The sequence below is a fragment of the Mycolicibacterium wolinskyi str. Jessa 2025 genome (assembly GCF_049241375.1).
GTDB lineage: Bacteria > Actinomycetota > Actinomycetes > Mycobacteriales > Mycobacteriaceae > Mycobacterium > Mycobacterium wolinskyi.
The window spans coordinates 6,872,984-6,898,884 of the sequence record NZ_CP185960.1 but is presented as its reverse complement, the minus strand read 5'-3'; the positions used below and the strand labels follow the sequence as shown (position 1 = coordinate 6,898,884).

At 66.5% G+C, this 25,901-nt stretch carries 24 protein-coding genes; 9 read left to right on the top strand and 15 right to left on the bottom strand.

Going from position 1 to position 25,901, the window contains the following annotated elements; translation table 11 throughout:
• Positions 1–59 precede the first annotated feature (59 nt).
• From ACOI2T_RS34160 to ACOI2T_RS34150, 3 genes are read left to right on the top strand one after another with little or no spacing between them, the layout of a single operon-like run.
• Positions 60–3,071 carry an MMPL/RND family transporter gene (locus ACOI2T_RS34160; RefSeq protein ID WP_409506389.1) on the top strand — a complete coding sequence of 1,004 codons (3,012 nt, stop codon included), beginning with the start codon at positions 60–62 and terminating at the stop codon, positions 3,069–3,071.
• A gap of 57 nt (positions 3,072–3,128) precedes the next feature.
• Entirely contained in the window at positions 3,129–4,277 is a 1,149-nt protein-coding gene (pe, locus tag ACOI2T_RS34155; RefSeq protein ID WP_409506390.1) for an acyltransferase PE, read from the top strand.
• Positions 4,277–6,028 carry an AMP-binding protein gene (locus ACOI2T_RS34150; protein WP_409506391.1) on the top strand — a complete coding sequence of 584 codons (1,752 nt, stop codon included), beginning with the start codon at positions 4,277–4,279 and terminating at the stop codon, positions 6,026–6,028. The genes pe and ACOI2T_RS34150 overlap by 1 nt, the downstream gene beginning before the upstream one ends.
• 6 nt (positions 6,029–6,034) lie before the next feature.
• Here the strand turns inward: ACOI2T_RS34150 and ACOI2T_RS34145 are convergent, their stop codons facing one another.
• Positions 6,035–6,688, bottom strand: a complete 654-nt coding sequence (locus ACOI2T_RS34145; RefSeq protein WP_409506415.1) for a GAP family protein — start codon at positions 6,686–6,688, stop codon at positions 6,035–6,037.
• 101 nt (positions 6,689–6,789) lie between these two features.
• On the opposite strand from ACOI2T_RS34145, the gene ACOI2T_RS34140 reads away from it, so the two are divergent.
• Positions 6,790–7,275 carry a flavin reductase family protein gene (locus tag ACOI2T_RS34140; RefSeq protein WP_409506392.1) on the top strand — a complete coding sequence of 162 codons (486 nt, stop codon included), beginning with the start codon at positions 6,790–6,792 and terminating at the stop codon, positions 7,273–7,275.
• 12 nt (positions 7,276–7,287) lie between these two features.
• On the opposite strand, the gene ACOI2T_RS34135 is transcribed toward ACOI2T_RS34140, so the two are convergent.
• From ACOI2T_RS34135 to ACOI2T_RS34115, 5 genes are all read right to left on the bottom strand, one after another.
• Positions 7,288–7,449, bottom strand: a complete 162-nt coding sequence (locus ACOI2T_RS34135; RefSeq protein WP_110883647.1) for a hypothetical protein — start codon at positions 7,447–7,449, stop codon at positions 7,288–7,290.
• Positions 7,450–7,739: 290 nt separating this feature from the next.
• Complete coding sequence (locus ACOI2T_RS34130; RefSeq protein WP_067848152.1) at positions 7,740–8,489, bottom strand: succinate dehydrogenase/fumarate reductase iron-sulfur subunit; 750 nt, start codon at positions 8,487–8,489, stop codon at positions 7,740–7,742.
• A 1-nt stretch (position 8,490) separates the two neighbouring features.
• Entirely contained in the window at positions 8,491–10,401 is a 1,911-nt protein-coding gene (locus ACOI2T_RS34125; protein WP_067848149.1) for a fumarate reductase/succinate dehydrogenase flavoprotein subunit, read from the bottom strand.
• Between the two features lie 30 nt (positions 10,402–10,431).
• Positions 10,432–11,253: a succinate dehydrogenase subunit SdhC gene (locus ACOI2T_RS34120; protein ID WP_067848146.1), complete on the bottom strand. Its 822-nt coding sequence runs from the start codon at positions 11,251–11,253 to the stop codon at positions 10,432–10,434.
• Between the two features lie 52 nt (positions 11,254–11,305).
• Positions 11,306–11,602 (bottom strand): Rv0250c family protein, encoded by a 297-nt coding sequence (locus tag ACOI2T_RS34115; RefSeq protein ID WP_067848143.1) that lies wholly within the window; start codon positions 11,600–11,602, stop codon positions 11,306–11,308.
• A gap of 111 nt (positions 11,603–11,713) precedes the next feature.
• Here ACOI2T_RS34115 and ACOI2T_RS34110 point away from each other — a divergent pair, with 111 nt between their 5' ends.
• The gene (locus ACOI2T_RS34110) at positions 11,714–12,475 is read left to right on the top strand and encodes an isocitrate lyase/PEP mutase family protein (protein ID WP_409506393.1); all 762 of its coding nucleotides are present in this window, start codon (positions 11,714–11,716) and stop codon (positions 12,473–12,475) included.
• 85 nt (positions 12,476–12,560) lie between these two features.
• The gene (locus ACOI2T_RS34105; protein WP_409506394.1) at positions 12,561–13,064 is read left to right on the top strand and encodes a hypothetical protein; all 504 of its coding nucleotides are present in this window, start codon (positions 12,561–12,563) and stop codon (positions 13,062–13,064) included.
• A 59-nt stretch (positions 13,065–13,123) separates the two neighbouring features.
• Here ACOI2T_RS34105 and ACOI2T_RS34100 read toward each other — a convergent pair whose 3' ends face one another.
• Positions 13,124–14,032, bottom strand: coding sequence for a DMT family transporter (locus tag ACOI2T_RS34100; protein ID WP_409506395.1), 909 nt, complete (start codon positions 14,030–14,032; stop codon positions 13,124–13,126).
• On the opposite strand from ACOI2T_RS34100, the gene ACOI2T_RS34095 reads away from it, so the two are divergent.
• From ACOI2T_RS34095 to nirD, 3 genes are all read left to right on the top strand, one after another.
• Entirely contained in the window at positions 14,031–15,443 is a 1,413-nt protein-coding gene (locus ACOI2T_RS34095) for an aminotransferase-like domain-containing protein (RefSeq protein WP_409506396.1), read from the top strand. The genes ACOI2T_RS34100 and ACOI2T_RS34095 overlap by 2 nt on opposite strands.
• 115 nt (positions 15,444–15,558) lie before the next feature.
• Positions 15,559–18,138 carry a nitrite reductase large subunit NirB gene (gene nirB, locus ACOI2T_RS34090; RefSeq protein ID WP_409506397.1) on the top strand — a complete coding sequence of 860 codons (2,580 nt, stop codon included), beginning with the start codon at positions 15,559–15,561 and terminating at the stop codon, positions 18,136–18,138.
• Positions 18,135–18,506 carry a nitrite reductase small subunit NirD gene (nirD, locus tag ACOI2T_RS34085; protein WP_409506398.1) on the top strand — a complete coding sequence of 124 codons (372 nt, stop codon included), beginning with the start codon at positions 18,135–18,137 and terminating at the stop codon, positions 18,504–18,506. Before nirB ends, nirD begins: the two co-directional genes overlap by 4 nt.
• On the opposite strand, the gene ACOI2T_RS34080 is transcribed toward nirD, so the two are convergent.
• From ACOI2T_RS34080 to ACOI2T_RS34045, 8 genes are all read right to left on the bottom strand, one after another.
• Complete coding sequence (locus ACOI2T_RS34080; protein ID WP_409506399.1) at positions 18,507–18,737, bottom strand: Fur family transcriptional regulator; 231 nt, start codon at positions 18,735–18,737, stop codon at positions 18,507–18,509.
• Positions 18,738–19,418: 681 nt separating this feature from the next.
• A complete protein-coding gene (locus ACOI2T_RS34075) occupies positions 19,419–20,114 on the bottom strand; it encodes a sirohydrochlorin chelatase (protein WP_409506400.1) in 696 nt (231 codons plus the stop codon).
• Complete coding sequence (locus tag ACOI2T_RS34070) at positions 20,111–21,271, bottom strand: uroporphyrinogen-III synthase (protein ID WP_409506401.1); 1,161 nt, start codon at positions 21,269–21,271, stop codon at positions 20,111–20,113. Before ACOI2T_RS34070 ends, ACOI2T_RS34075 begins: the two co-directional genes overlap by 4 nt.
• A 34-nt stretch (positions 21,272–21,305) precedes the next feature.
• Positions 21,306–22,721, bottom strand: coding sequence for a nitrate/nitrite transporter (locus tag ACOI2T_RS34065; protein ID WP_085146057.1), 1,416 nt, complete (start codon positions 22,719–22,721; stop codon positions 21,306–21,308).
• 99 nt (positions 22,722–22,820) lie between these two features.
• Positions 22,821–23,396 (bottom strand): GNAT family N-acetyltransferase, encoded by a 576-nt coding sequence (locus ACOI2T_RS34060; RefSeq protein WP_067848111.1) that lies wholly within the window; start codon positions 23,394–23,396, stop codon positions 22,821–22,823.
• 9 nt (positions 23,397–23,405) lie between these two features.
• Positions 23,406–24,317, bottom strand: a complete 912-nt coding sequence (locus ACOI2T_RS34055; RefSeq protein WP_409506402.1) for a 5-oxoprolinase/urea amidolyase family protein — start codon at positions 24,315–24,317, stop codon at positions 23,406–23,408.
• Positions 24,318–24,326: 9 nt separating this feature from the next.
• Entirely contained in the window at positions 24,327–25,001 is a 675-nt protein-coding gene (locus ACOI2T_RS34050; RefSeq protein WP_409506403.1) for a 5-oxoprolinase subunit B family protein, read from the bottom strand.
• A gap of 74 nt (positions 25,002–25,075) precedes the next feature.
• Positions 25,076–25,759 carry a queuosine precursor transporter gene (locus ACOI2T_RS34045; RefSeq protein ID WP_409506404.1) on the bottom strand — a complete coding sequence of 228 codons (684 nt, stop codon included), beginning with the start codon at positions 25,757–25,759 and terminating at the stop codon, positions 25,076–25,078.
• Between the last annotated feature and the right edge of the window lie 142 nt (positions 25,760–25,901).

Below are 25,901 nucleotides of genomic sequence, written 5' to 3'. Positions count from 1 at the left end.
GAGCAAAACGATGGCGATGGATTTTCCGCGATGCACCCCGGCGCGAGGGTGAGGACGATATGCGACGGCTAGCTGATCTCGTGGTGCGATGGCCCTGGGCGGTAATCGGGGTGTGGGTCGCGATGCTGATCGCTCTGCCGCTGTCGTTTCCGTCGCTGGGCGAGATGGCCCAGAAACATCCTCTCGCCGTTCTTCCCGGCGATGCGCCGTCGAGCGTCACCGCGCAGAAGATGACCGAAGCCTTCCAGGAACCCGGCAACGACAACCTTCTCCTGGTCGCGCTGATCAATGAAAACGGGCTGGAACCCGCCGACGAGGCGGCCTACCGCAAACTCGTCGACGCTCTCCGCGACGATCAGGCGGACGTCGTGTCCGTGCAGGATTTCCTCAACACTCCACAACTGAGGCAATTCCTCACGAGCGAGGACAAGACGACATGGGTCTTGCCGGTGAGCCTCGAAGGCGAGCTCGGGACGCCGCGCGCGTTCGAGTCGTTCAACCGAGTGGCCGAAGTCGTCAAGACCAACACCGCGGGCAGCCCGCTGGAAGTGCACCTGACGGGTCCGGCGGCCACCGTCGCCGATCTCACCGTCGCAGGCGAGACGGACCGTCTGCCGATCGAGATCGCGATTGCGGTGCTCGTGCTCGGTGTGCTGTTGCTCGTCTACCGCAGTGTCGTCACGATGCTGTTGCCGTTGGTGACGATCGGGTCGTCGCTGCTGATCGCGCAGTCACTGGTGTCGGGCTTCTCCCAACTGACCGGCGCGGGAGTCTCCAACCAGTCGATTGTGTTCCTGAGCGCGATCATGGCCGGTGCGGGCACAGATTATGCGGTCTTCCTCATCAGCCGCTATCACGACTACCTGCGGATGGGCGCCGACTCCGATGAGGCGGTCAAGAAGGCGATGATGTCGATCGGGAAGGTGATCGCCGCATCCGCCGCCATGGTGGGCATCACCTTCCTCCTGCTGAGCTTCGCCAAGATGGGCGTGTTCAGAACGGTGGGCGTGTCGTCGGCGATCGGTATCGGCATCGCGTTCCTTGCCGGCGTGACGTTGCTGCCCGCGATCCTGACGCTGGCCGGACCGCGCGGATGGGTCAAGCCCCGGCGCGAACTGACCGCCGGCTTCTGGCGGCGGTCCGGGATCCGGATCGTTCGCCGCCCGGTGCCGCATCTTGCTGCCAGCCTGCTGGTGCTGGCACTGCTTGCCAGCTGCGCGATTTTCGCGGAGTACAACTACGACGACCGCAAGGTGGTGTCGCCGTCGGCGCCGAGCTCGATCGGATACGCCGCCGTGGAACGCCATTTCCCCATCGCACAGTCCATCCCCGAATACATCCTGATCCAGTCGCCGCACAGTCTGGTCAATCCCCGGTCCCTCGCCGATCTGGAGCAACTGGCCTCGCGTGTCGCGCAACTGCCGGACGTCGGTCTGGTCAGCGGCATCACCCGGCCCCTCGGGGAAGTGCCCGCCGAGTTCCGGGCCACGTTCCAGGCCGGCATCGTCGGTGACCGGCTGGCCGATGGCTCCGCCCAGATCGGCCAGCGCACCGGCGACCTCAACAGGCTGGCGGCCGGCGCCGACACGCTCGCCGACAGCCTGGCCGACGTCCGCGCCCAGATCAACCAGATCGCCCCCAGCCTCGCGAGCATGGTGAACGCGTTCTCCTCGGTTCGCACCGAATACGGCGGTGACAAGCTGGTGCGCGACGTCGAGACCGCGGCCAAGCTCGTGCAGAGCGTCAATGCGCTCGCCAATTCGATGGGCGTCAACTTCCGCGCGGTCAAGGACATGTTCGGTTGGATCGGCCCGGTCCTCACCGCGCTGCAAGGCAACGCGGTATGCGATGCCAATCCCTCCTGCCGCGACACCCGCATGCAGTTCCAGCGGCTGGTCGACGCGAACAACAACGGCAGCCTCGACCAGATCAACCAGCTCGCGCAAGAACTCCAGGGCGTTGATGACGCGCAGTCACTCAACTCGACGATGAAAAGCCTGAACACCGCCCTCGCCAGCGTCAACAAGGCCGTCAACGCCATGGGGCTGAACAAGCCCGGCGGCCCGCAGGCGGGCTTGAAGGACTTGCAGCAGGGCGCCAACCGCCTGGCCGGCGGCAGCCGGGAAGTGGCAGGCGGCGTCGACGAACTGGTCAAGCAGGTCAAGGTGATCGCGGCCGGGCTGAATGAGGCATCGGCGTTCCTGTTGACCATGCGGCACAACGCCGCGGATCCGTCGCAGGCCGGGTTCAACATTCCGCCGGAAGTGCTGGGTCTGGCCGACTTCCAGAAGGCTGCCTCGGCCTACGTGTCGCCGGACGGCCGCTCGGTGCGCTATCTGGTGCAAACCAAACTCAACCCGTTCAGCTCCGAGGCGATGGACCAGGTCAATCAGATCCAGGACATCGCCCGCGGGGCGCAGCCGAACACCACGCTGGCCGACGCCACGATTTCGATGGGCGGGTTCCCTGCGGCACTGCGTGACACCCGCGACTACTACCAGCAGGACATCCGGTTCATCATCGCCGCGACCCTCATCGTCGTCCTGCTGACAATGATGTTGCTGTTGCGGGCGGTCATCGCGCCGCTCTATCTCGTCGGTTCCGTGGTGGTCTCGTACTTCGCGGCGATCGGTATCGGGGTCCTGGTGTTTCAAGTCTTCCTCGGCGAGCAGCTGCATTGGAGCGTGCCTCCGCTGGCCTTCGTGGTCCTGGTCGCGGTGGGCGCCGACTACAACATGTTGCTGGTGTCGCGAATGCGCGACGAGTCTCCGAACAGCATGCGGTACGGCATCATTCGCACGCTCGGTTCGACGGGCGGTGTGATCACCGCGGCGGGGTTGATCTTCGCCGCGTCGATGGGTGGTCTGTTGTTCTCCAGCATCGGCATGGTGGTCCAAGGCGGATTCCTGATCGGCGTGGGCATTTTGCTGGACACATTCGTGGTGCGCACCATCACGGTGCCCGCCATCGCGACCCTCGTCGGTAAGGCGAACTGGTGGCCATCGAGGTTGGAGTCGCGGAAGCCCCGCGCACGGCCACCGGCCGAGAGTGCGTCGGCAGTTGCCGAGTGAGCGGGCACTCGTCATGTATGTGAAACTACGAACCGAAGCGGGCGATCAGGAGTGGCCATGAAGAAACTCCTTGCAGGACTTGCAGTGTTGATGACGACCAGCGTCAGCGGGGCGTTCGGCGTCCTTGGGACTGCGTCGGCCGACGAGACCCTGCTGCCCCCGCCACCGCCGCCTCCCGGCGGCCCGGCTGCCGGGACGCCGGAGAACCCAGGGACCGCGTACGCCTTGGGCGGCGCTCACGTCCTCGGGATTCCGTACGACGAGTACATCCGTATGACGGGCGAGCACTGGTTCCCCGGCATGAGGCGGACGAAGGTCGACTATCCGGCAGGTCAGGTTCAGGGGCACACCCTGGAACGGATATTCCCCGGTATCGGTGCGCTCGGAGAGCAGATCTATCCCGGCATCGGTCTCGACGGGCCGGACATCGGCGAGTCGGTCGACGAGGGGGAAGGAAACCTCGACGCAGCGATTCGCAACGGTGGCAAGGGAACAGCGATGGGGCTTTCCGAGGGAGCGCTCGTGGTCAACGCCGTGAAAGCGCGTCTGGCCAACGATCCGACCGCTCCGCCGCCGGATCAACTCAGCTTCGCGACGTTCGGTGATCCGATTGCCAAGCACCCGTTCGGCGAGAGTTTCCTGACCCAGAACTTTCCCGTCGGCAGCGTCGTGCCGTCTATGGACTACCGCATACCGCCTCCCGTGGAAAGCCAGTACCACACGGATCAATTCATCTCCGCCTACGACAGCATCGCCGACTGGCCGGACCGGCCCGACCACTGGATGAGCGTGATCAACTCGATCGCCGGGTTGGCCACCGGTCACACCGCGATCGCCTTCACCAATCCGAGCAATGTTCCGCCGCAGAACATCAGGACCACGGTCAACTCCAGGGGCGGGACGACGACGACGTACCTGGTTCCCGAGGAGCACCTGCCGCTGGTGCTGCCGTTCAAATACCTCGGCTACGACCAGGGCACGCTCAACAAGCTGGACGCGGTGCTGCTGCCCATGGTGGACGCGGGTTATTCGCGCAACGACAATCCGGCGACCGCACCGATCACGGTGGACCCGGTGAACGGCTTCGACCCGGCGGAGGTGACCGCACCGGCCAACGAGGCGACCTTCGGCGGCGGCACCGATCCGATGTCCGAGCTGGTCAACACCGCCCTGTCGCTGCTGAACCCGCAAGGGGGTGGCTCGTGATGTCCACCCAGTCAACGATTCTTTCGATGCTGCACGGGCGTGCCAGCCTGCGCCCCGACGGCGAGGCCTTCACGTTCACCGACTACACCCATGATCCGGACGGTGTCTCCGAGACCCTGACCTGGTCGCAGCTGTCTCGGCGAACGATGAACGTCGCACGCGAGATCAGTGCGCACGGTTCAGCCGGTGACCGGGCGGTGATCCTGGCGCCCCAGGGCCTCGAATACATCCTGGCGTTCCTGGGATCCATGCAGGCCGGACTCATCGCGGTTCCGCTGCCACTGCCTCATCGCGGCTCGAGTCACGACCGGGTGAGTGCGGTGTTCGCCGATACCGCGCCGTCGGTTGTTCTCACGACGTCCTCGGTCGCCCAGGATGTCGGCGACTATGTGGACCAGTCCCGCCTGGACACCGCACCGAAGATCGTCCAGATCGACTCGTTGGATCTCGATGCCCGAGACGGATCAGACGCTCCGAGTCTCGGCGTTGTCGAGTACCCGGATACGGCGTATCTGCAGTACAGCTCGGGTTCCACGCGGCTGCCGACCGGTGTGATGATCTCGCATCGCAACCTGCAGGCCAATTTCGAACAGTTGATGCGCTGCTTCTTCACGGATGCAGACCGGACGTCGACGGCGAACGCGACGATCGTGTCGTGGTTGCCATTCTACCACGACATGGGCCTCGTACTGGGTGTCTGCGCACCGATCCTGAGCGGCTATCGCGCCGTGTTGACGAGTCCCGTTGCGTTCCTGGAGAAGCCGGCCAGGTGGGTACGAGCGCTGGCCGAGAACCCCCATTCGTTCTCGGCAGCGCCCAATTTCGCCTTCGACCTCGCGGCTCGCAAGACCAGGGACGCGGATCTGGCCGGGCTCGACCTGGGCGGCGTGGTGGGCATCATCAACGGCGCCGAGCGGGTCGAACAGGCCACCTTGGAGCGTTTCGCAGATCGGTTCGCCCACTTCGATTTTCGGGACCACATGCTGCGTCCGTCGTACGGACTGGCTGAGGCGACGGTGTTCGTGGCCACCGGTACGTGGAGCGAGTCGTCGGACGTTGACAGCTTCGATGCCAACGAACTCTCTGCCGGCAGGGTCCGGCGGTGCGAATCCGGAACCGGCACTGCGCTGGTCAGATACAACCTGCCGCAGTCACCCATGGTGCGCATCGTCGACGTCGAGTCGCGCCGGGAATGCGTGCAGGACGTGGTCGGCGAGATCTGGGTCCACGGCGACAATGTCGCGGCCGGCTACTGGAGCCGCTCACCGGAGGAACAGCAGTGCTTCGGCGCCACACTCGTCGACCCCACGCCCGGCACGCCTGACGGATCCTGGCTGAAAACCGGTGACCTGGGCTTCATCTCGGATGGTGCGCTGTTCATCGTCGGGCGCATCAAGGATCTGCTGATCATCCGCGGACGGAATCACTACCCCGAGGACATCGAGGCCACGGTCCAACAGATCACCGGTGGCCGGGTTGCGGCGATCTCGGTACCGGTCAACAGCACCGAGAAGCTGGTGACCGTGGCCGAGGTGAAGAAGCGGGAAGAGTCGACCGTCGAGGCGGTGCACTGGCTCAAGGAGATCAAGAGCAATGTCACGTCCGCGATCTCCAACGCGCACGGGTTGAATCTCGGGGATCTCGTCCTCGTGTCTCCGGGATCGATTCCGACGACCACGAGTGGCAAGGTTCGGCGTGCTGCTTGCGTCGAGCAGTACCGGCAGGACGAATTCACCCGGTTGGACGCCTGAGCGCGCTCAGAGACCGGCGAACCCCACGGCGAGCAGTACCAAGCCGACCGCGGCCAGCAGGACGGCCACCCCGCGGCGGCGCCGTGCCTGCAGCCAGTCGTTCAGTGCCGACAGGGTCGCGCGGGTGCGGTCCGGCGCGATCAGGAATGAGATCAGCGGGATCTCGACGAGCCCGAACGCCACCACGTTGAACAGCAGCAACGCGCCGACCTGGGTCGCGGCCGCGGCACCGGACGCGACGATGAGCGCCAGCGCCGCGAGATAGTCGACCGACGGCAGCGCGATACCGAGGCCAGCCGCGCCCGCCGTCCACAGCGAACGGCCGTTGAGCAGTTGCCGGGCGCGCGTCGCGAGCAGCCCCGGTTCCCGGGGCCCGGGTTTGGGCTCCAACACACCCGCAGCGACCACCGCAGCGGTCACCAGCACCACCACGCCGACCACGATCTGCACCCGGGGCAGGGTGAAATGTGCCGACCCCAACGCGGGCCGCAGCAGGAACAGCACGATGACGCCCACCGCGGTGCCCATCGCGAACCCGCCTACGAGGAAGGTCAGTAGTTGCAACAGCGGACGGGGCCGGTTGAGCATCACGACGGTCATCCCGATCCGAAACGGTTCCAGGCTGACCGCAACGGCCATTGCGAGCAGCGGGATCCACATGATGCGGGTCAGGTTACCGGCAGCCGGGTCGGAGGCAGTTGCGTTCACAACGATTCCGAACCTGGCAGGCGCACACCCGCACGTGTGAAGATGGAGGTGCTATGAGCGCAACAGATCTGAGCCCGACATCGCTGCGTGAGGCGTTCGGCCACTTCCCGACCGGTGTCATCGCGATTGCGGCGGAGGTGGACGGCACCCTGGTCGGCCTCGCCGCCAGCACGTTCGTGCCGGTGTCCCTGGATCCGCCGCTGGTCTCGTTCTGCGTGCAGAACTCCTCGACCACGTGGCCCAAGCTCAAGGATCTGCCGTCGCTGGGTATCAGCGTCCTCGGCGAGTCTCACGACGCGGCCGCGCGCACTCTGGCCGCGAAGACGGGGGACCGGTTCGCCGGACTGGAGACCGAGTCACGCGAAAGCGGCGCCGTGTTCATCCACGGCACCAGTGTGTGGCTGGAGAGCGCAATCGAACAACTGGTGCCGGCCGGCGATCACACCATCGTCGTGCTGCGGGTCAGCGATATCACCGTGCACGACGATGTGGCACCAATCGTGTTCCACCGCAGCACGTTCCGCCGGCTCGGCGGTTAGCGCACCAGGCGGCTACGGACGCTGCGCGAGCTCTTCGCGATATCGGGCGATGCGCTCTTCGATCTCATTCGCATCAGCTGTGCGGCCCTCCTTGCGGGCCAACTGGGCCCGGGTCGACAACTCCCGGATCGCAGTGCGAATGTCGTTGACGCTGTGGGTATGTCCCATACTCATGAGCTGCCTTTCGACGGTGATTGGCTGCTGTGTCGAGCCTACGCGCGTCTCATACCCCAGTCCGCGAATGCGAAAACGACGGAGCATACCTTTCTGACGTTGTGAATACGGGGTTCGGCTCCGGGTTCGGCATTCTCTTCCATGCACTGTGCCGAACGTGCAGGCTTTTGCGCTCCCGAGCCGAGATCAGCACAACAGGTTGCACGCTCGTCACAGCAATCGACCCACCACATACCGACAGACTCTTCGCGCAAGCGCTCATCGGTGTTGTCTGCTCTTCGCGCAAGCGCTCATCGGCGGAACAGCTTGTTGCCCAACCAGACAATCGGGTCATACTTCCGGTCCACCACGCGCTCCTTCATCGGAATCAGCGCGTTGTCGGTGATCTTGATGTGCTCGGGGCACACCTCGGTGCAGCACTTCGTGATGTTGCAGAAGCCGAGCCCGAACTCGTCCTGAGCCATGTCCTTGCGGTCGAGCGTGTCGAGCGGGTGCATGTCGAGTTCGGCGACGCGCATCAGATACCGCGGGCCGGCGAATGCCTGCTTGTTCTCCTCGTGGTCGCGCACCACGTGGCAGGTGTTCTGGCACAGGTAGCACTCGATGCACTTGCGGAACTCCTGCGAGCGCTCCACATCCACCTGCTGCATGCGGTATTCACCGGGCTGCAGTTCCTTCGGCGGGGTGAACGACGGGATCTCGCGTGCCTTCTCGTAGTTGAAGGACACGTTTGTCACCAGATCCCGCATCACGGGGAACGCACGAAGCGGGGTCACGGTGACGGTCTCGGCCGGGTCGAACGTCGACATCCGCGTCATGCACATGAGCCGGGGCCGGCCGTTGACCTCAGCCGAGCACGACCCGCACTTGCCTGCCTTGCAGTTCCAGCGCACGGCCAGGTCCGGGGCCTGGGTGGCCTGCAGTCGGTGAATGATGTCGAGCACCACCTCGCCGTCGTTGACCTCGACGGTGAAGTCCTGCAGGCCGCCGCCGGTGTCGTCGCCGCGCCAGACTCGCAGACTTGCTTCATAGGCAGCCATCTCAGCCCTTCCGTTCCGGGTGCTCGGCCAGTTCGGCGTCGGTGTAGTACTTCTCCAGTTCGGAGAGCTCGAAACATCCGAGCAGGTCAGGCCGCATCGGAACCTGCGGCTCGGGCGTCACCGACACGTCGGGCACGACGGAATCGTCGTTGTCGACCGTCCGGCACACCAGCAGCGTGTTGCGCCACTTGGCGTCCATCTCCGGATAGTCGTCGCGGGTGTGCCCGCCCCGGCTCTCGGTGCGTTGCAGCGCCGCCTTGGCGACGCATTCGCTGACCAGCAGCATGTTGCGCATGTCGATCGCCAGGTGCCAGCCCGGGTTGAACACGCGGCCGCCCTCGACCGTGACGTTGGCGTAGCGGGCCTTGAGCTCGGCGAGCTTGGTCAGCGCCGCTTCGATCTCTTCTTCCTTGCGGATGATGCCCACGAGGTCGTTCATCGACTGCTGCAGTTCGGCGTGCAGGGTGTACGGGTTCTCGGGGTTGTCGTGCTTGTCGAACGGCGCCAGTGCCATGCGGGTCGCGTCCTCGACCGCGGCCTCGGTGACCTTCGGCCGGTCGGCCAGCGCGCGCACGTACTCGGAGGCACCCAGGCCGGCACGGCGGCCGAACACCAGCAGATCGGACAGGGAGTTGCCGCCCAGCCGGTTCGAGCCGTGCATGCCGCCGGAGCACTCGCCCGCCGCGAACAGGCCGGGCGTGGCGCCCGCGCCGGTGTCCGGATCGACCTCGATGCCGCCCATCACGTAGTGACAGGTCGGGCCGACTTCCATCTCATCCTTGGTGATGTCTACCTCGGCCAGCTCGATGAACTGGTGATACATCGACGGCAACCGGCGCTTGATCTCCTCGGGAGGCATGCGCGACGCGATGTCGAGGTAGACGCCGCCGTGTGGTGAGCCGCGGCCCGCCTTGACCTCTGAGTTGATGGCGCGGGCCACCTCATCGCGGGGGAGCAGGTCAGGGGTGCGCCGGGCCGAGTCGTTGTCCTTGAGCCACTGGTCGGCCTCCTCCTCGGTCTCGGCGTACTGGCCTTTGAACACCGAGGGGATGTAGTCGAACATGAAGCGCTTGCCCTCGGAGTTCTTCAGCACTCCACCGTCGCCGCGCACGCCCTCGGTCACGAGGATGCCCTTGACCGACAGCGGCCAGACCATGCCGGTCGGGTGGAACTGGATGAACTCCATGTTGATCAGACTCGAGCCGGCCCGCAGCGCCAGGGCATGCCCGTCACCGGTGTACTCCCAGGAGTTGGACGACACCTTGAACGACTTGCCGATGCCGCCGGTCGCCAGCACCACCGCGGGCGCCTCGAACAGCACGAAATTGCCCGTCTCGCGCCAATAACCGAACGCACCCGCGATGCGGTCGCCGTCCTTGATCAGCTCGGTGATCGAGCATTCGTGGAAGACCCGAATGCGCGCGTCGTAGTCGCCGAGTTCGCGCTTGTCCTCCTGCTGCAGCGAGACGATCTTCTGCTGCAGCGTGCGGATGATCTCCAGGCCCGTGCGGTCACCGACGTGGGCGAGCCGCGGGTAGGTGTGGCCGCCGAAGTTGCGCTGGCTGATCCGGCCGTCCTTCGTCCGGTCGAACAGCGCACCGTAGGTTTCGAGCTCCCACACCCGGTCGGGTGCCTCTTGCGCGTGCAACTCGGCCATTCGCCAGTTGTTGAGGAACTTGCCGCCGCGCATGGTGTCGCCGAAGTGCACCTGCCAGGAGTCCTTGGTGTTGACGTTGCGCATTGCCGCGGCGCAGCCGCCCTCGGCCATCACGGTGTGCGCCTTGCCGAACAGCGACTTCGTCACCACCGCGACCCGCAGACCCCGTTCACGCGCCTCGATCACCGCGCGCAAACCCGCCCCGCCGGCACCGATCACGACAACGTCGTAGGAGTGCCGTTCGAGTTCAACCATTAATCCTCACTTGCTCTTTGAGTGTTATTGCTAACCAATGAATCTCAGGTCGGAGATGGTTCCGCTCGCCACCAGCATGATGTAGAAGTCGGTGAGCACCAGGGTGCCGAGCGTGATCCAGGCGAACAGCATGTGCCGGGTGTTGAGCTTGCTCACCTGGGTCCACATCCAGTACCGGACAGGGTGTTTGGAGAAGTGCTTGAGCCGGCCGCCGGTGACGTGCCGGCACGAGTGGCACGACACGGTGTAGACCCAGAGCAGGATCACGTTGACGACGAGGATGACGTTGCCGAGGCCGAATCCGAATCCGCTGGGCGAGTGGAACGCGACGATCGCGTCGTAGGTGTTGACCAGCGAGACGAGGACGGCGGCGTAGAAGAAGTACCGGTGCGCATTCTGCAGGATGAGCGGAAAACGCGTCTCTCCGGTGTATTTCGCGTGCGGCTCGGCCACTGCGCAGGCGGTCGGCGACTGCCACACCGACCGGTAGTAGGCCTTGCGGTAGTAGTAGCACGTGAGCCGGAAGGCGAGCAGGAACGGCAGCGAGATGAACGCCATCGGGATGAACCACGGCAACTCGCCGACCCACTGCCCGAAGTGGCTCGACCCCGGCGCGCACGCCGTGCTCACGCACGGCGAGTAGAACGGGGTGAGGTAGTGGTAGTCCTCAACCCAGTAGGCACTGCCCCAGAAGGCCCGCACCGTGGCGTAGACGACGAACGCCGCGAGCCCCAGGTTGGTCAATAGTGGTGCTTGCCACCACCGATCGGTCCGAAGCGTGCGCTGTGGGATCTGGGCTCGTGTGGTCGAGAAGACCCCGGTAGCGCGACGGTCAGCGGTGGGTGCGCTCACGGTTCCCTTTCTGAGGTTCAGTTGTTGCGGTGGGCGTCAAACGCCCACGCGCTCATCGATATCCGCCGAGTCCTTCGTCGGCGACGTCCTGCCAGAAATCGCTTCCGTACTGGGTGTCGGGAATGGCGATTTTCTCGGCGCCCTGCCGCTGCCGGGTGACCCCGTGGCGCATCTCCAGCTCTTCGGCGTCGATGTCGAGTCGCTCTATGTCGTTGAGGATTCTTTCGGCATCATTGACGACGCGACGCATGGCCGGGGAATCCCCGTACTTCGAAGCAAGCGTGGTGACGCAACGACGCATATCGCCGATCAGATTGTGCAGTTCGGCGAATTCGGTGGTGCTGGACAAGTGACCTCCTTGGGCTGAAGGGTGTCATGGCTCACAGTACGACAACCAATGCTAGCCACGTCACCGAGTTGAGAGTGACACAGGTCACGTTGAGGAGTCGGAGGTTTTTGCATGTTGTCTCAACAGGTTTTGCAGGAGCGGGCGTCGGCGCTGCTGGCGCTGCACCGGCCGGGCAACCCCGGCGTCCTGCCCACCGTCTGGGACGCCTGGTCGGCCAATCTGGCCGTCGAGGCGGGCTTCGCCGCACTCACCGTGGGTAGCCACCCGGTGGCCGATTCAATCGGCAAGGCCGACGGCGAGGTGATGTCGTTCGACGACCTGCTCACGCGCGTTCGTCAGATCACCGACGCCGTGGATGTTCCCGTGTCCGTGGACGTCGAATCCGGTTACGGCGAGGCACCGGCCCGCATCATCGAGGGTTTGTTGGATGTCGGCGCGGTCGGCTTCAACCTCGAGGACACCGTGCACAAGGACGGCGGCCGGCTGCGTACCTCGGCCGAGCACGCCGCGTTGGTGGGTGAACTGCGTGCCGCGGCCGACGCCGCCGGAGTCCACGTCGTGATCAACGCACGTACCGACCTCTTCCTGCGCAATGACGGCGAGGACGCCGATCGCGTGGACCGCGCGATCGCGCGCCTGACCGAGGCGGCCGGCGCGGGCGCCGATTCGCTGTTCCCGGCCGGACTGAAGGATCCGGAAGGGTTGGCGCGCTTCACTTCTGCGGTACCACTGCCCGTCAGCGTGACCGTACCTCCGGACTCCGCCGATCGGACCGAGCTCGCGGCTCTCGGGGTCGGCCGCATCACCTTCGGGCCGTTTTTGCAGTGGGCGCTCACTGCCCAGGTCAAGGAGATCCTGTCGCGCTGGACCTAGCCCGGCGGGGGTAGCCGCGCCGGATGTGTCCTGCCCGTAAATAATGTGGCCGTGGGGGTCACGACGAACAGGCAGGACATACGCCATGGGTAGGCGCAGGAAATACGCAGCGACGATGGTGCCCGTGGTGGCGACCGCGGCGATGCTGAGCGGTATCGGCGCTCAGACCGCCGCGGCCTCGGGAATGACGATGGTGCCGCTCCAGAACGTCATCCGGCAGTGCGATTTCGTCATGGAGAACTTCCTCGTCGGCCACGGCAGCGGCACCGGTTCGGGATCCGTCGAGATCGGCGCGCCCGATTCCGGCACCGTGCGCGCCGACGTGCGTATGCAGACCGCGGATCCGAACACCGTCTACCAGGTACGGCTGATCCAGACGCCGCGGTCGTCGGCGGCCACGTGCAACGCCGGTGATCCCGGTGTCGCGACCGGGGTGTTGCACACCGACGGCGCGGGCACCGGTTTCACCACGGTCACGGGTCCCCGGCAGCAGGGTTCGACCGGCGCGTGGGTGGTCGTCGAGGGCCCGCCTGCGCCCGGCAAGGTGCGCGGTGAGGTCTACAGCACGACGCTGCTGGTGAATCTCTGATCGCCGGATAGCCGAAAGCCGGTGGAACCCTCAGGGTTTCACCGGCTTCGTTCGGCGGATCAGCCGAGCCTGATCCGAACTGCCAGCCCCGCGGATGCGATCACCGCGGCGCCGCCGAGCACGGTCACCCAGGTGAGACCCTCGTGCAGCATCAGCGCCGCCCAGCAGATGGTCATCACGGGCTGGACGAGTTGCACCTGGCTCACCTGGGCGATCGGACCGATGGCCAGGCCGCGGTACCACGCGAAGAAGCCGAGATACATGCTGACCGCGGCGAGGTAGGCGAACGCCGCCCACTGATTGGCGGTGGCGTGTGGCGGCTGCTGTATGACCGATACGGCGGTCAGCACGACCATGACCGGGGCTGCCACCACGAGCGCCCACGACACCGTCTGCCACGCGCCGAGTTCACGCGCGAGCAGCCCGCCCTCGGCGTAGCCGATGGCCGCCGCGACGACGGCTCCGAACAGCAGCAGGTCGGCCCAGCTCAGATGCCCGAAACCGCCGCCGTGGATCATCGCGAACACCACGGCGGCGACGGCGCCGATCCCGACCGTGACCCAGAACGCCAGCGGCGGACGTTCGCGCCCGCGGAGCACGGCCGCGACCGCGGTCGCCGCGGGCAGCAACGCGATGACCACGGCGCCGTGACTGGCGGGCACGGTCGTCAGCGCATAGGAGGTCAACAACGGGAAGCCCGCGACGATGCCGGCGGCGACGACGGCGAGCCGTATCCACTGCCTGCCGCGCGGCAGGGCCTGCCTGGTCAGGACGAGCGCGGTGGTGGCGAGCAGCGCGGCGACCACGGCGCGTCCGGCACCGATGAACAACGGTGACAAGCCGCCGACCGCGACGCGGGTGAACACCACGGTGAACGAGAAGGCCGTGACGCCGAGCAAACCCCACCAGAGACCGGCGTGCGATAGCGGTGACCGCGACTGGGTAGTAGCGCTACTCTGATCCAACATGGATAACGATAGCACTGAGCGGATCGTCACCGGTCTGCGGCAGTGGATCGCCACCGCACCGTCCGGTGCGCAACTGCCGTCGAACCGGGCGCTGGTGGCCCGGTACAACGCGAGCCCGGTCACGGTCGCCAAAGCGATGCGCACACTGCGTGGCCTCGGTTTGGTGGAAAGCCGGCCAGGTGTCGGCACGTTCGTGCGGGCCGTCCGTACCGCCCGCCCACCCGATTACGGTTGGCAGACGGCCGCGTTGCGATCTCCGCACGCCCGCATCCCGGCCCTGTCGACACCCCTGCGCAGCAGCGCCCCCGACGTCATCGGGCTGCACTCGGGCTACCCCGACCGCGAACTCCTGCCGCAACGCCTCGTGCGGGCCGCCGTCGCGCGGGCCGCGCGCGGCGACACCGCACTCAACCGATCGCCTGCGCCGGGCCTGCCGGAACTGCAGGCGTGGTTCGCGCAGGAGCTTGCCGAGGCGAGCCCGGCGAACGTCAGCGCACCGTCACCGCGCGACGTGATCGTCCTGCCCGGCAGCCAGAGCGGGCTCAGCTCGACGTTCCGTGCGTTGGTCGGGTTCGGACAACCGTTGCTCATCGAATCGCCCAGTTACTGGGGTGCGATTCTCGCGGCCGCACAAGCGGGGGTGCGGCTGGTTCCGGTGCCGAGCGGCACGAGCGGGCCCGATCCCGACGAGCTTGCCCGGGCCTTCGCCGAGACCGGCGCCAGGGTCTTCTACGCGCAACCCAACTTCGCGAATCCGACTGGCGCGCAATGGACCTCCGAGCGTGCCCAGCAGGTGCTCGACGTCGTGCGCAAGCACGGCGCGTTTCTCGTCGAGGACGACTGGGCGCACGATTTCGGTATCGACACGACCGCGCGGCCGGTTGCCGCGCACGACGACGGTGGTCATGTCATCTATCTGCGTTCGCTGACCAAGAGCGTGTCGCCGTCGATCCGGGTGGCGGCGATCATCGCCAGGGGACCCGCGCGCGAGCGCATCCTCGCCGATCGCGGCGCCGAGTCGATGTACGTCAGCGGGCTGTTGCAGGCCGCGGCACTCGACGTGGTGACGCAACCGGCCTGGCGCACCCATCTGCGTGATCTGGCCGAACAGCTGAAAGCCCGCCGCAATCTCCTGATCTCGTGCCTGGACGAACACGTCCGCGACGCGCACCTCGACCAGGTGCCCCGCGGTGGGCTGCACGTGTGGTTGCGGTTGCCCGATGCCACCGATCTCGAGCGCCTGGCCCGCGATTGCGAAGCCGACGGGGTGCTGGTCGCGCCGGGTTCGGAATGGTTCCCCGCCGAGCCGGCAGGCCCGTTCCTGCGCTTGAACTACTCGGGCCCGGATCCGGCCCGGTTCGACGAGGGTGCGCGCGTGATCGGGCAGGCCCTCGCACGCCAGCACGGCTAGCCGCACCTCACCGGCCCGCGACCTCACAGGTGCGTTCGGCAAACCGTGAGCACACCGTGATGGGCGCTTCACACAGCGCGACATTTCGGCAATATCGGCTTTTTAACCTCGCCGTATGCAGTCAACAAGAAACGTCGTCGTCGTGGGCCACGGCATGGTGGGCCACCGCTTCGTCGAGGCGTTGCGGGCCAGGGATGAGCAGGGCACCTGGCGGGTGACCGTCCTGTCCGAGGAGGCCGACGCCGCCTACGACCGCGTCGGGCTCACCGGCTACACCGAGCACTGGGACCGGGCCAGGTTGGCGCTTCCGGGCAACGACTATGCGGGCGACGACCGCGTCGAGTTGAGGCTCGGCAGCGCGGTGGTCGAGATCGACCGCGCCGCCAAGACGGTGCGCACCGCCGACGGCGACTCCATCGGATACGACACGCTGGTGCTGGCGACCGGTTCGTACGCGTTCGTGCCGCCCGTGCCGGGCCACGACCTGCCGCACTGCCACGTCTACCGGACCCTCGACGATCTTGATGCCATCCGCGCCGGAGCACTCGCCGCGGTCGACACCAAGACGCCGGTCGGCGTGGTGATCGGCGGCGGGCTGCTCGGCCTGGAAGCCGCCAACGCGTTGCGCGCGTTCGGGCTGACGACCCATGTGTTGGAGATGTCGCCGCACCTGATGGCGGCCCAGCTGGATCCGGCAGGCGGCGCACTGCTCAACCGGATGATCCGCGGTCTCGGTATCGAGGTGCACACCGGGGTCGGCACCGAGAGCATCCAGCCGGTCCAGCGGAACAAGCCGCTGCGCAAGTCCGACATCGACGACTCCGTGCGGCTTTCGCTCAATGACGGCAGCAGTATCGACGCCGGCGTGGTCGTCTTCGCCGCCGGTGTGCGCCCGCGCGACGAACTGGCCCGCCAGGCCGGTCTCGACATCGCCCAACGTGGCGGTGTGCTCACCGATCTGTCGTGTGTCACAAGCGATCCGAGTATCTACGCGATCGGTGAGGTGGCCGCGATCGAGGGCCGCTGCTACGGCCTGGTCGGCCCCGGCTACACGAGTGCCGAGGTCGTCGCCGACCGGCTGCTCGGCGGAGAGGCCGAATTCCCCGAGGCCGACATGTCCACCAAGCTCAAACTGCTCGGCGTCGATGTGGCGAGTTTCGGTGACGCCCAGGGGCGCACGCCCAACTGCCTGGACGTCGTGGTCAACGATCCGGTCAAGAAGACCTACGCCAAGCTGGTTCTCTCGGATGATGCCAAGACGCTTCTCGGCGGCATCCTGGTGGGCGACGCGTCGGCCTATGGCGTGCTGCGCCCGATGGTCGCGAGCGAGTTGCCCGGCGACCCACTGTCGTTGATCGCGCCGCCCGCTGAAGGTGGAGCCGGGGCGTCCGCTCTCGGCGTCGGCGCACTGCCCGATATCGCGCAGATCTGCTCGTGCAACAACGTGACCAAGGGTGACTTGAAGGAGGCGATCTGCGGGGGCTGCACCGATGTCGCCGGCCTGAAGAAGTGCACGCTGGCCGGCACATCCTGCGGATCCTGTGTGCCGCTGCTCAAGCAGTTGCTTGAGGCCGAGGGCGTCGAGCAGTCCAAGGCGCTGTGCGAGCACTTCACCCAATCCCGGGCCGAGCTGTTCGAGATCATCAGCGCCACCGAGATCCGCACGTTCTCCGGTCTGATCGAGCAGTTCGGTACCGGAAAAGGTTGCGACATCTGCAAACCCACGATCGCGTCGATCCTGGCCTCGACGAGTTCCGACCACATCCTGGATGGCGAGCAGGCCTCACTGCAGGACTCCAACGACCACTTCCTGGCCAACATCCAGAAGAACGGCAGCTACTCAGTGGTGCCGCGGTCGCCGGGCGGTGAGATCACCCCGGAACAGCTGATCCTGATCGGAGAGATCGCAAGGGATTTCGACCTTTACACCAAGATCACCGGCGGGCAGCGGATCGACATGTTCGGTGCTCGCGTCGAACAGCTACCGGAGATCTGGCGGCGGCTGGTCGAGGGCGGAATGGAGTCCGGCCACGCGTACGGCAAATCGCTGCGCACGGTGAAGAGTTGCGTGGGCAGTACGTGGTGCCGGTACGGCCAACAGGATTCGGTGAACATGGCCGTCGAGATCGAGAAGCGCTATCGGGGTCTGCGTGCGCCGCACAAGATCAAGATGGCCGTCTCGGGCTGTGCGCGCGAATGTGCCGAAGCGCAGAGCAAAGACGTCGGCATCATCGCCACCGAGCAGGGCTGGAACCTCTATGTGTGCGGCAACGGCGGAATGTCGCCGCGGCACGCGCAGTTACTGGCCGGCGACCTCGACGACGAGACGCTGATCCGCTACATCGACCGCTTCCTGATGTTCTACATCCGCACCGCGGATCGGCTGCAGCGCACCGCGCCGTGGTTGGAGGCCATGGATGGCGGGCTCGACCACCTGCGCGACGTCGTGTGCAACGACTCCCTCGGCCTGGCGTCGGAGTTCGAGGCGGCCATGGAGCGCCACGTCGCCGGCTATGCCTGCGAATGGAAGGGCGTGCTGGAGGATCCGGAGAAGCTCTCGCGTTTCGTGTCGTTCGTCAACGCGCCCGACGTGGCCGATCCGACCATCACGTTCACCGAGCGCGCCGGCCGCAAGGTGCCGGGCGCGACCGATATCGGGATGCCGAAGGTTCGCGGATTCCAGGAGGCGAAATGACATTGCTCGACGATCGTGAAGACTCCCATGCGCAAACCCTTTCGGAGTGGACGACAGCGTGCCGCTACGACTATCTGATGCCGTGCCGCGGCGTCGCGGTGTTGTTGCCGGACGGCTCTCAGGCGGCATTGTTCCGACTCGATGACGGTTCGTTGCACGCCGTGGGCAACATCGACCCGTTCTCGGGTGCGGCGGTGATGTCGCGCGGAATCGTCGGGGACCGGGGCGGCCGGGCAACCGTGCAGTCACCGATCAAGAAACAGGCGTTCGCGTTCGACGACGGCAGCTGCCTCGACGACGCGGCGGTGTCGATTCCCGTTTACCGAACCCGGGTCACATCCGCGGGAATCGTCCAGATCGCGGCTTGATCAGTCGGCGCGCGTCCAGTGGGCGTCGCGACCAGGAAGTTTGCGGCGGCGCACGTCGCCGCGCCGTTCGAGAACCGTCAGATTCCGGTACACCGCCTCGATCACGACGGGTTCCCGGAAGTGCTCGTGGATGTGGTCGCGCAACTGCGCGGTCGACATGGGTTTCTTGCTGCTTTCCAGGGCGCTGAGCAGGTTCTGACGCAGCCGCTCCGCAGGTGCTGAGTTAGGCACTGGCACAGCAGTTTTGGCCATTATCACGCGCTGCGCAGCCCGGTCTTGTCACCTGCAACCTACCCATACCCCCGCAAACTCCGGCCAATGATCGACATAACGATAGCTGAGTACAACTCGCATATTCACTCGGAGAGCCGCCACGCGCGCGTCAATAACTTGGGTTACAAAGTTAACCACCTGCACAGGCCGTGTTTTGATCGTGATCTTTGCCAAAGTGAACAACAGTTGAACAACGGTGGCGGTGCCGGGTGATGCCCAACTGGCTAACTAGAGATGTTCGCTGGAGATGTTTAGACTCGCACCCGAGGGGGAACCTTCGAACGGGGGTGATGAGTAATGCTCGGGCGGTCGATCCTGAATCTGCTGGGCGCGTCGGCAGTGCTCGGCGCGTTGGTTGCTGTGGCGCTGCCGCTTGGCCTGAACGCGGTCGATCGGACGGGGCAGCCCATCCCGTGTGGCAGCGCCTTCAGCCCCGATTACGAGGTCGCGGCCAAGCAGGATCTGCTCAACCTCGACCAGCACACCCTGGCGGGGCCGGCGTTCGCTATGAGTGACTACGTCGCGCAGTGTGCTGGATTGGTCACCGATCGCAGAAATGTCGCGCTGTCGGTCGGCGGCGGCGGTGCCGCGCTGTTGCTGACGGTGTTTGCTGTGCCCTACGCGGTCAAAATGGTGAGCTCACGCCGCGGCAGGAAGGCTGAGTACGCCCGCCCGGCGGAACCGGTTCGCGATCAGTCTGACCATGCCCGGATGGGTGCCCAGTGGGTCACTCACCAGGTCGGCACCGGAAGCACGCAGCCGATCCTGGAAAAGTCCGTCGGCGAGCAAATAGGAAGCAACAACTACGCGGCGCTCGCTGCGGCGGCGTTGCGCCGCGACGGCGTCGGCCACGCTGGGGGCGCCGGTGGCGGCGTAGGCCAGTTCTACGCGGTCGCCGGTAACGGCTGACAGCATCGCCGCGGTGCGGCGCAGATCGGACTGTGCGCTCGGGTCTGACGTTCCCGCCGCGGCCAGGATCACCGAATCCCCTGGGCGCCAGCCCGACTCGACCAGACGGTCGGCGATGACGCGCACGGTGCCAAGACAGGGGCCAAGCGGAGGCGTGACGCTGACCAGCGGATGCCCGCTGGCAGCGACGTGGGCGGGCACATCGACGCGGACGTGGTAGCCCGCGGCCAGGAACGCCGGAACCAGGACCGCGGGCCGGTCCGTCGGCAGCGTGGCGAGCACCTCTGCGGGGGTCGGCCCGAGCACGTCGACGAACGAGACGTGCACCCTGCGGTCGAGCAGCCCGGCCACCCGGTCGGCCAGATCGCCGATCATCGCGACGCCGCCGGGCTTGCGGGTTCCGTGTGCGACCAATACCAGGCTCATAGCGCCCGCGCCATATCTGTCATCTCGGCGTCGTCGACGGCCAGGCGGTAGCCCCGCTTCACCACAGTCGACACGATGTTCTTGTCGCCCAGGGCCGTTCGCAGCCGGAGCACGGCCGTCTCGACGGCGTGGGTGTCGGTTCCGCTGCCCGGCAGCGCCCCGAGCAGGTCGAACCGCGACACCACCGCACCCGGCCGATGTGCCAGCGCGCGGATGGTCGCCATGGCCGCCGGGGACAGCGACTTGACGACGCCGTCGACGAGCACGCATGTACCCCGGATCTCGAGCACATGGCCGGCCACCCGCACCGTGCGGGACTGCAGCAGCGGCAATTCGTCGGTGATGTGACGGGCGAGGGCGCCCAGTCGCATGCGTTCGGGCGCCGACGTCGGCACGCCGAGCCGAACCAGCGGGCGGGCGGTGACCGGGCCGACGCACATCGCGTGCACATCGGTGCGCAGGGCCGACACCACCCGGTCGGCGATCCCCATCTCGGTCGCCCGCATCAGGACCGACGCCACCGCGGGCGCCGAGGTGAAGCTGACGGCGTCGAAGCGGCGTTCGGCGATGCCGGCCACCAGTTGATCGAAGTCCCCGTCAGCGGGCGCGGGATGCCAGCGATACACCCGGATCGGCACCACCTCGGCGCCGGCCTCGCGTAGTTCGTCGAGGAATTCCGGGAACGGATCCCACTCGTCGGTGGCGCCGTGCAGCTGGACGGCGATGCGTTGGCCGGCGACGCCGTGCTCGACGAGATACCGCACGACCTCGCGCGAGGACTCCGACTCCGGTGACCATTCCTCGGGCAGCCCGGCTGCCCGCAGCGCGCCGGTGGCCTTCGGGCCGCGGGACACGATGCGGGCCTTACCGAGGGCGTCGGTCAACTCGTTCGCCAACCCCCAGCCGTCGGCCGCGGCGATCCAGCCCCGAAACCCGATGCCCGTCGTGGCGACCACGATGTCGGGCGGCAGGTCGATCAACGACTCTGTGTGCGAACGCAGTTCGTCGTCGTCGGGCAGCGGGACCATCGTGATGGCGGCTGCGCTCGTCACCGTCGCACCCCGCCTGCGGAGCAGCGCAGTCAGTTCGTCGGCACGGCGGGAAGAGGTCACCGCCACCCGAAAACCGGTGAGCGGTGCCCAGTCGGGCTCACTCATGGTTCCTGTGTATGCAGGCCGTGTTTCCAAGTCGTTACCCGGCGATTGCTGAGGCGTGTCGCTGCGATTCGTCCACTGTGACCTGGGTCGCAACCGGGCGACGGACGTAACGCACCCACGTGACCACCGACGCCAGCACGTAGAACGCCAGGAAGATCCAGAACGCCGCGGTGGCCGATCCGCTCGACAGGTAGGACTGCCGCAGCGCGAGGTTGATGCCGACGCCGCCCAGGGCGCCGATTGCACCCGCGAAGCCGATCAACGCGCCCGACATCGACAGCGACCACTTCTGCCGCTCTTCCTCGCTGACCTGCAGCGAGTGGCTGCGCGCCTCGAAGATGGACGGGATCATCTTGTACACCGAGCCGTTGCCCAGCCCGCTCAGCAGGAACAGGGCGATGAACCCGATCACGTAGCCGGCCATCATCAGGCCGGTCGCCGCGCCGGTGCTGTGGTCGTCGACCACGCTGATCGCGACCAGCAGGCCCGCGGCCAGGATCATGCCGCCGAACACCGCCAAAGTGACTCGGCCACCGCCGATCCGGTCGGCGAGCTTGCCGCCGTAAACCCGCGACAGCGATCCGAGCAGCGGCCCGATGAACGCGATCTGGGCGGCATGCAGCGAGGCCTGCGCCGGAGTCTGGCCGCCCGCGGCGAAGTTGATCTGCAGCACCTGGCCGAATGCGAACGCGAATCCGATGAACGAGCCGAACGTCCCGATGTAGAGCAACGAGATGACCCACGTATCCCGCTCGGAGAGAATGGCTTTCATCGCGCCGAGGTCGATCTTGTGCTGTTCGAGGTTGTCCATGTACAGCGCGGCGCCGATGCCTGCGACGGCCAGGGCCACGAGGTAGATCGCGCACACCCAGTACGGCGCCCGGTTGCCCGCGGTCGCGATCACGAGCAGGCCGACGAGCTGGATCATCGGCACGCCGATGTTGCCGCCGCCCGCGTTGAGCCCCAACGCCCAGCCTTTGAGCCGCTGCGGGTAGAAGGCGTTGATGTTGGTCATCGACGAGGCGAAGTTGCCCCCGCCGAAGCCCGCGAGCGCCGCGCACAGCAGGTACGGCCACAGCGGCAGGCCGGGGTTGGCCATCAGCACGAGGGTCATGGTGGTCGGCACCACCAGGACGAACGCCGAGAACACCGTCCAGTTGCGGCCACCGAAGGTGGCGGTGGCCAGCGTGTAGGGAATCCGCAGGCAGCCACCCACCAGCGTGGCGGTGGCGCCGAGCAGGAACTTGTCACCGGCGGAGAAGCCGTACACCGCCTCGGGCATGAACAGCACCATCACCGACCAGATGGACCAGATCGAGAAGCCGATGTGCTCTGCGAACACCGACCAGATCAAATTGCGACGCGCGACGAACTTGTTTCCGGCCTCCCACGCGACCGTGTCCTCGGGATCCCAGTTGGTGATGCGGTTCGACTTCAACAGATTGGGCATGAGGAAACGCTAGAAAGCGTTTATTGCCCGAAAGCTGCCCGCGGTGACTCGGCCGTGAACTTCCCCTCACCGGGTCATCACGTCGGGTGTGAGGCCGCTTTACCAGACGTCGCCGTCGCGCCAGTCGCACGCGATCGCCGCGGTGGTGTCCAATTCGATGCCCATCGGCAGCACGAACACCCCGCCGTCGTCCTCGGCGGTCCGAACCAGGCCCGAGGGCGCGAGCACCGACGTCGGCCCCTGCCATGGCAACCAGCCACGAGAGGTGTACATCTGCCGGCCGACGTCCGAGGCGCTCAGCGCGCCGAGCTGATAGGCCCCGCGCAGCACTTGTTCCAAGGCATCCATGACGGCGGTGCCCAGCCCCTGGCCGCGCCAGTCCTCGCGGACCGCCACGCCCTCGATGTAGCCGCATCGCAGGGCGATATCGCGGTACAGCATCCGGCGTTGAACAACGGCACCGTGCGCGATGAGCGCACCATGGTGGCAGATCAGCGCATGCATGCCGCCGAGCGAGTGTTCCCAGTCGGCATCCGTGAAATCACCGTCGAACGCGTCGATGACCATCTGGTGCGCGCCCTCGCGGGTCTCGTGGTCGAGGTCGGAGGTGTGGACCAGGCGTGCAGTATGGAGAACCCCGCGCACGTGAGGAGCGTAGGTATTCGGGGAGACCACACTCTTGTTTTACCAGCGCTCTGCGTAAGTGTCTTGACTAACCTCGAAAGGTTGACGCGGGTAGGCCCAGTGCAACCGGACCGTCTGTCCGGGACGCACCTGTCCCAGTTTGTCGATGTCCTCGTCGATGACGACACCGATCACGGGGTAACCGCCGGTGACCGGATGGTCCGGCCCCAGAATCACCGGAAAGCCGTTGGGCGGTACCTGAATTGCACCCCTGGTCGCCCCCTCGCTCGGCAGCTGCCGATCTGGCCACCGATAGTCCATCGGCATTCCCACCAGCCGCATGCCGACCCGGTCGCTGCGGTTGGTGACGAGCCAGTTGGTGCGAGTGAGGATGTCGGGGTCGACGAACCAGTCATCACGTGGCCCGGGCACCACCCGGAGTTCGACGATGTCCTCGCTGATCGCGGCCACCGGCGCCTGGTCGAGCTCGGGGAACTCATCGGTATGCTCACCGACCGGCAACACGTCGCCGGGGCGCAGCGGTGCCGGGCCGATCGCCGACATCACGTCGTAGCTGCGGGAGCCCAGAATGGGCTCGACGGCGATTCCGCCGCGCACCGCCAGGTAGCTGCGCAGGCCCGAGTGCGGGGCTCCCAGCGAGATGACCTGACCGTCGTGGACGTGATGAATGCTGTTGATGCCGAACGGAACTCCGTTCACCGCCGGATCGGTGTCCGCTCCGGTGACGGCGATCGCGACGTCGCCGCCCCGAACGCGGGCCGAAAACCCGCCGAACGTGACCTCGATCGTGGCGCGCTCACCGGGATTGGCGACGAGCCGGTTGGCCAACGTGTGCGACCGCCGGTCGGCTGCGCCGGAGCGGCTGACGCCCATGTGCGCCAAGCCGGGCCGGCCGAGGTCCTCGACCAACGCCAATGGTCCGGTGCGCAGGACTTCCAATGTGGTGGTCATCTGAGCCTCCTAACCGATCGCCCGGAACTGCACCCACATGCCGGGGGTGAGCAGCGCCGGGCTGTCTCGATTCACGTCGAACAGCACTGCGTCGGTGTGGCCGATCAGCTGCCAGCCGCCGGGCGACTTGCGCGGATAGATCCCGCTGAACTCACCAGCCAGGCCGACGGCTCCGGCGGGCACGTTGGTGCGCGGTTCGGCGCGGCGGGGAACCCGCAGCCGTTCGTCGCCGTCGACGAGGTAGGCGAAGCCGGGCGCGAACCCGCTGAAACCGACCCGCCACGGGCTCCCGGTGTGAGCCGCGATCACCTGTGCCGGCGTCAGCCCGGTCAGTTCCGCGACGTCATGCAGGTCGGCGCCGTCGTAGACCACGTCGATGGTGACGTCCACCCGGTCGCCCGCCGGTGGCCCGGCCAGTGCGCCCGGTTGTAGCTGCAGCTTGCTCAGCCGCTGCCGCGTCGGCGCCTGGTACCGGTGCCCGTCCAGCTTGATCAGGATCGTCCGGGAAGCCGGGACGATGTCCATCACCCCTGGCAGGCCGGCCTCCCGCAGCGTGTCCGTCCAGGCCAAAACCTCGGCGGTACTTGCGAACTCAAGCAGCAACGCCTGATCGCCATAGTCATGTGGAGTACCGGGGCCGGTTTCTGCACCCCGCGCGTCCATCAAATCCGATGCCACACTCATGGCATGAAACTACCCGCGAGTAGCTAATAACAACACGGGTTTGTGAAGGTTGCCAGAGCTGCCTTATCGAAGCCTCACACAGCGAGCTGATACGTGGGCTCACGGCGCTTGATGAAGGCGATCACGCGGTAGGTCACGGGGAGCAGGACGGCCTCGATCACAGTCTTGTAGATCCAGCCGATCGCGGCGTAGACCGCGAAGGACCCCATGTTGCCGAATCCGATGATCGGTGCGGCGATCGCGCAGAACACCAGCGTGTCGGCGAACTGCCCGACCACGGTCGACCCCAGCAGGCGCGCCCACAGGTGCCGCTCCTTGGTGCGCTGTTTGATCATCACCACGATCGCCGCGTTCACCAGCTGGCCGGAGAGGAACCCGGCCAGGCCTGCCGCGGCCAGGCCGGTGATCGACTCCACGGTGGTGGCCAGCGCGTCCTGGTTCGCATAGTCGGGTGCGGCGGGCAGGCGCACGGTGGTCCACAGCACCACCACCGCCAGGGCCTGCATGGCGAAACCGATGAGGATCGCCCGGCTCGCGGCCTTGAAGCCGTACACCTCACTCAGCACGTCGCCGATCACGTACGTGAGCGGGAAAACGATGAAGCCGCCGTCGGTGAGCAACGGGCCGAACGCGACGCCCTTGGTCGCCGCGACATTGGAGATCAGCACCAGGGCCGTGAACACCGCGACGAGCGTCGGATAGTAGGCCGAACCGATGATCGCCGTACCGCGGTGCTCGTGTTCCTGGGTGCTTGTCACCGGGCAATCTTGTCAGTCGACCGCGGACTCGGGCCAGCGCGGTGCTTGGCCTCGCCGGGCCTGCGCTACTGGCGTGCACGATGACGTCGCGTCGTCGCGCTGTCGGGGCCAGGTGCCATCCCGCCCGCATAGCAGCGACAAT

Excerpts from the sequence above, each read along its gene's own strand:
- ACOI2T_RS34145 (WP_409506415.1), bottom strand. The coding sequence starts at position 6,688 with ATGTGGATCCCGCTGCTCGCAATGGCCGTTGCGGTCAGCCTGGAACCG.
- ACOI2T_RS34100 (WP_409506395.1), bottom strand. The coding sequence starts at position 14,032 with ATGTTGGATCAGAGTAGCGCTACTACCCAGTCGCGGTCACCGCTATCG.
- ACOI2T_RS34075 (WP_409506400.1), bottom strand. The coding sequence starts at position 20,114 with ATGAGCCTGGTATTGGTCGCACACGGAACCCGCAAGCCCGGCGGCGTC.
- ACOI2T_RS34095 (WP_409506396.1), top strand. The coding sequence starts at position 14,031 with ATGGATAACGATAGCACTGAGCGGATCGTCACCGGTCTGCGGCAGTGG.
- ACOI2T_RS34050 (WP_409506403.1), bottom strand. The coding sequence starts at position 25,001 with ATGAGTGTGGCATCGGATTTGATGGACGCGCGGGGTGCAGAAACCGGC.
- ACOI2T_RS34070 (WP_409506401.1), bottom strand. The coding sequence starts at position 21,271 with ATGAGTGAGCCCGACTGGGCACCGCTCACCGGTTTTCGGGTGGCGGTG.
- ACOI2T_RS34065 (WP_085146057.1), bottom strand. The coding sequence starts at position 22,721 with ATGCCCAATCTGTTGAAGTCGAACCGCATCACCAACTGGGATCCCGAG.
- pe (WP_409506390.1), top strand. The coding sequence starts at position 3,129 with ATGAAGAAACTCCTTGCAGGACTTGCAGTGTTGATGACGACCAGCGTC.
- nirD (WP_409506398.1), top strand. The coding sequence starts at position 18,135 with ATGACATTGCTCGACGATCGTGAAGACTCCCATGCGCAAACCCTTTCG.
- ACOI2T_RS34135 (WP_110883647.1), bottom strand. The coding sequence starts at position 7,449 with ATGAGTATGGGACATACCCACAGCGTCAACGACATTCGCACTGCGATC.
- ACOI2T_RS34130 (WP_067848152.1), bottom strand. The coding sequence starts at position 8,489 with ATGGCTGCCTATGAAGCAAGTCTGCGAGTCTGGCGCGGCGACGACACC.
- ACOI2T_RS34125 (WP_067848149.1), bottom strand. The coding sequence starts at position 10,401 with ATGGTTGAACTCGAACGGCACTCCTACGACGTTGTCGTGATCGGTGCC.
- ACOI2T_RS34140 (WP_409506392.1), top strand. The coding sequence starts at position 6,790 with ATGAGCGCAACAGATCTGAGCCCGACATCGCTGCGTGAGGCGTTCGGC.
- ACOI2T_RS34150 (WP_409506391.1), top strand. The coding sequence starts at position 4,277 with ATGTCCACCCAGTCAACGATTCTTTCGATGCTGCACGGGCGTGCCAGC.
- ACOI2T_RS34110 (WP_409506393.1), top strand. The coding sequence starts at position 11,714 with ATGTTGTCTCAACAGGTTTTGCAGGAGCGGGCGTCGGCGCTGCTGGCG.
- ACOI2T_RS34160 (WP_409506389.1), top strand. The coding sequence starts at position 60 with ATGCGACGGCTAGCTGATCTCGTGGTGCGATGGCCCTGGGCGGTAATC.
- ACOI2T_RS34105 (WP_409506394.1), top strand. The coding sequence starts at position 12,561 with ATGGGTAGGCGCAGGAAATACGCAGCGACGATGGTGCCCGTGGTGGCG.
- ACOI2T_RS34055 (WP_409506402.1), bottom strand. The coding sequence starts at position 24,317 with ATGACCACCACATTGGAAGTCCTGCGCACCGGACCATTGGCGTTGGTC.
- nirB (WP_409506397.1), top strand. The coding sequence starts at position 15,559 with ATGCAGTCAACAAGAAACGTCGTCGTCGTGGGCCACGGCATGGTGGGC.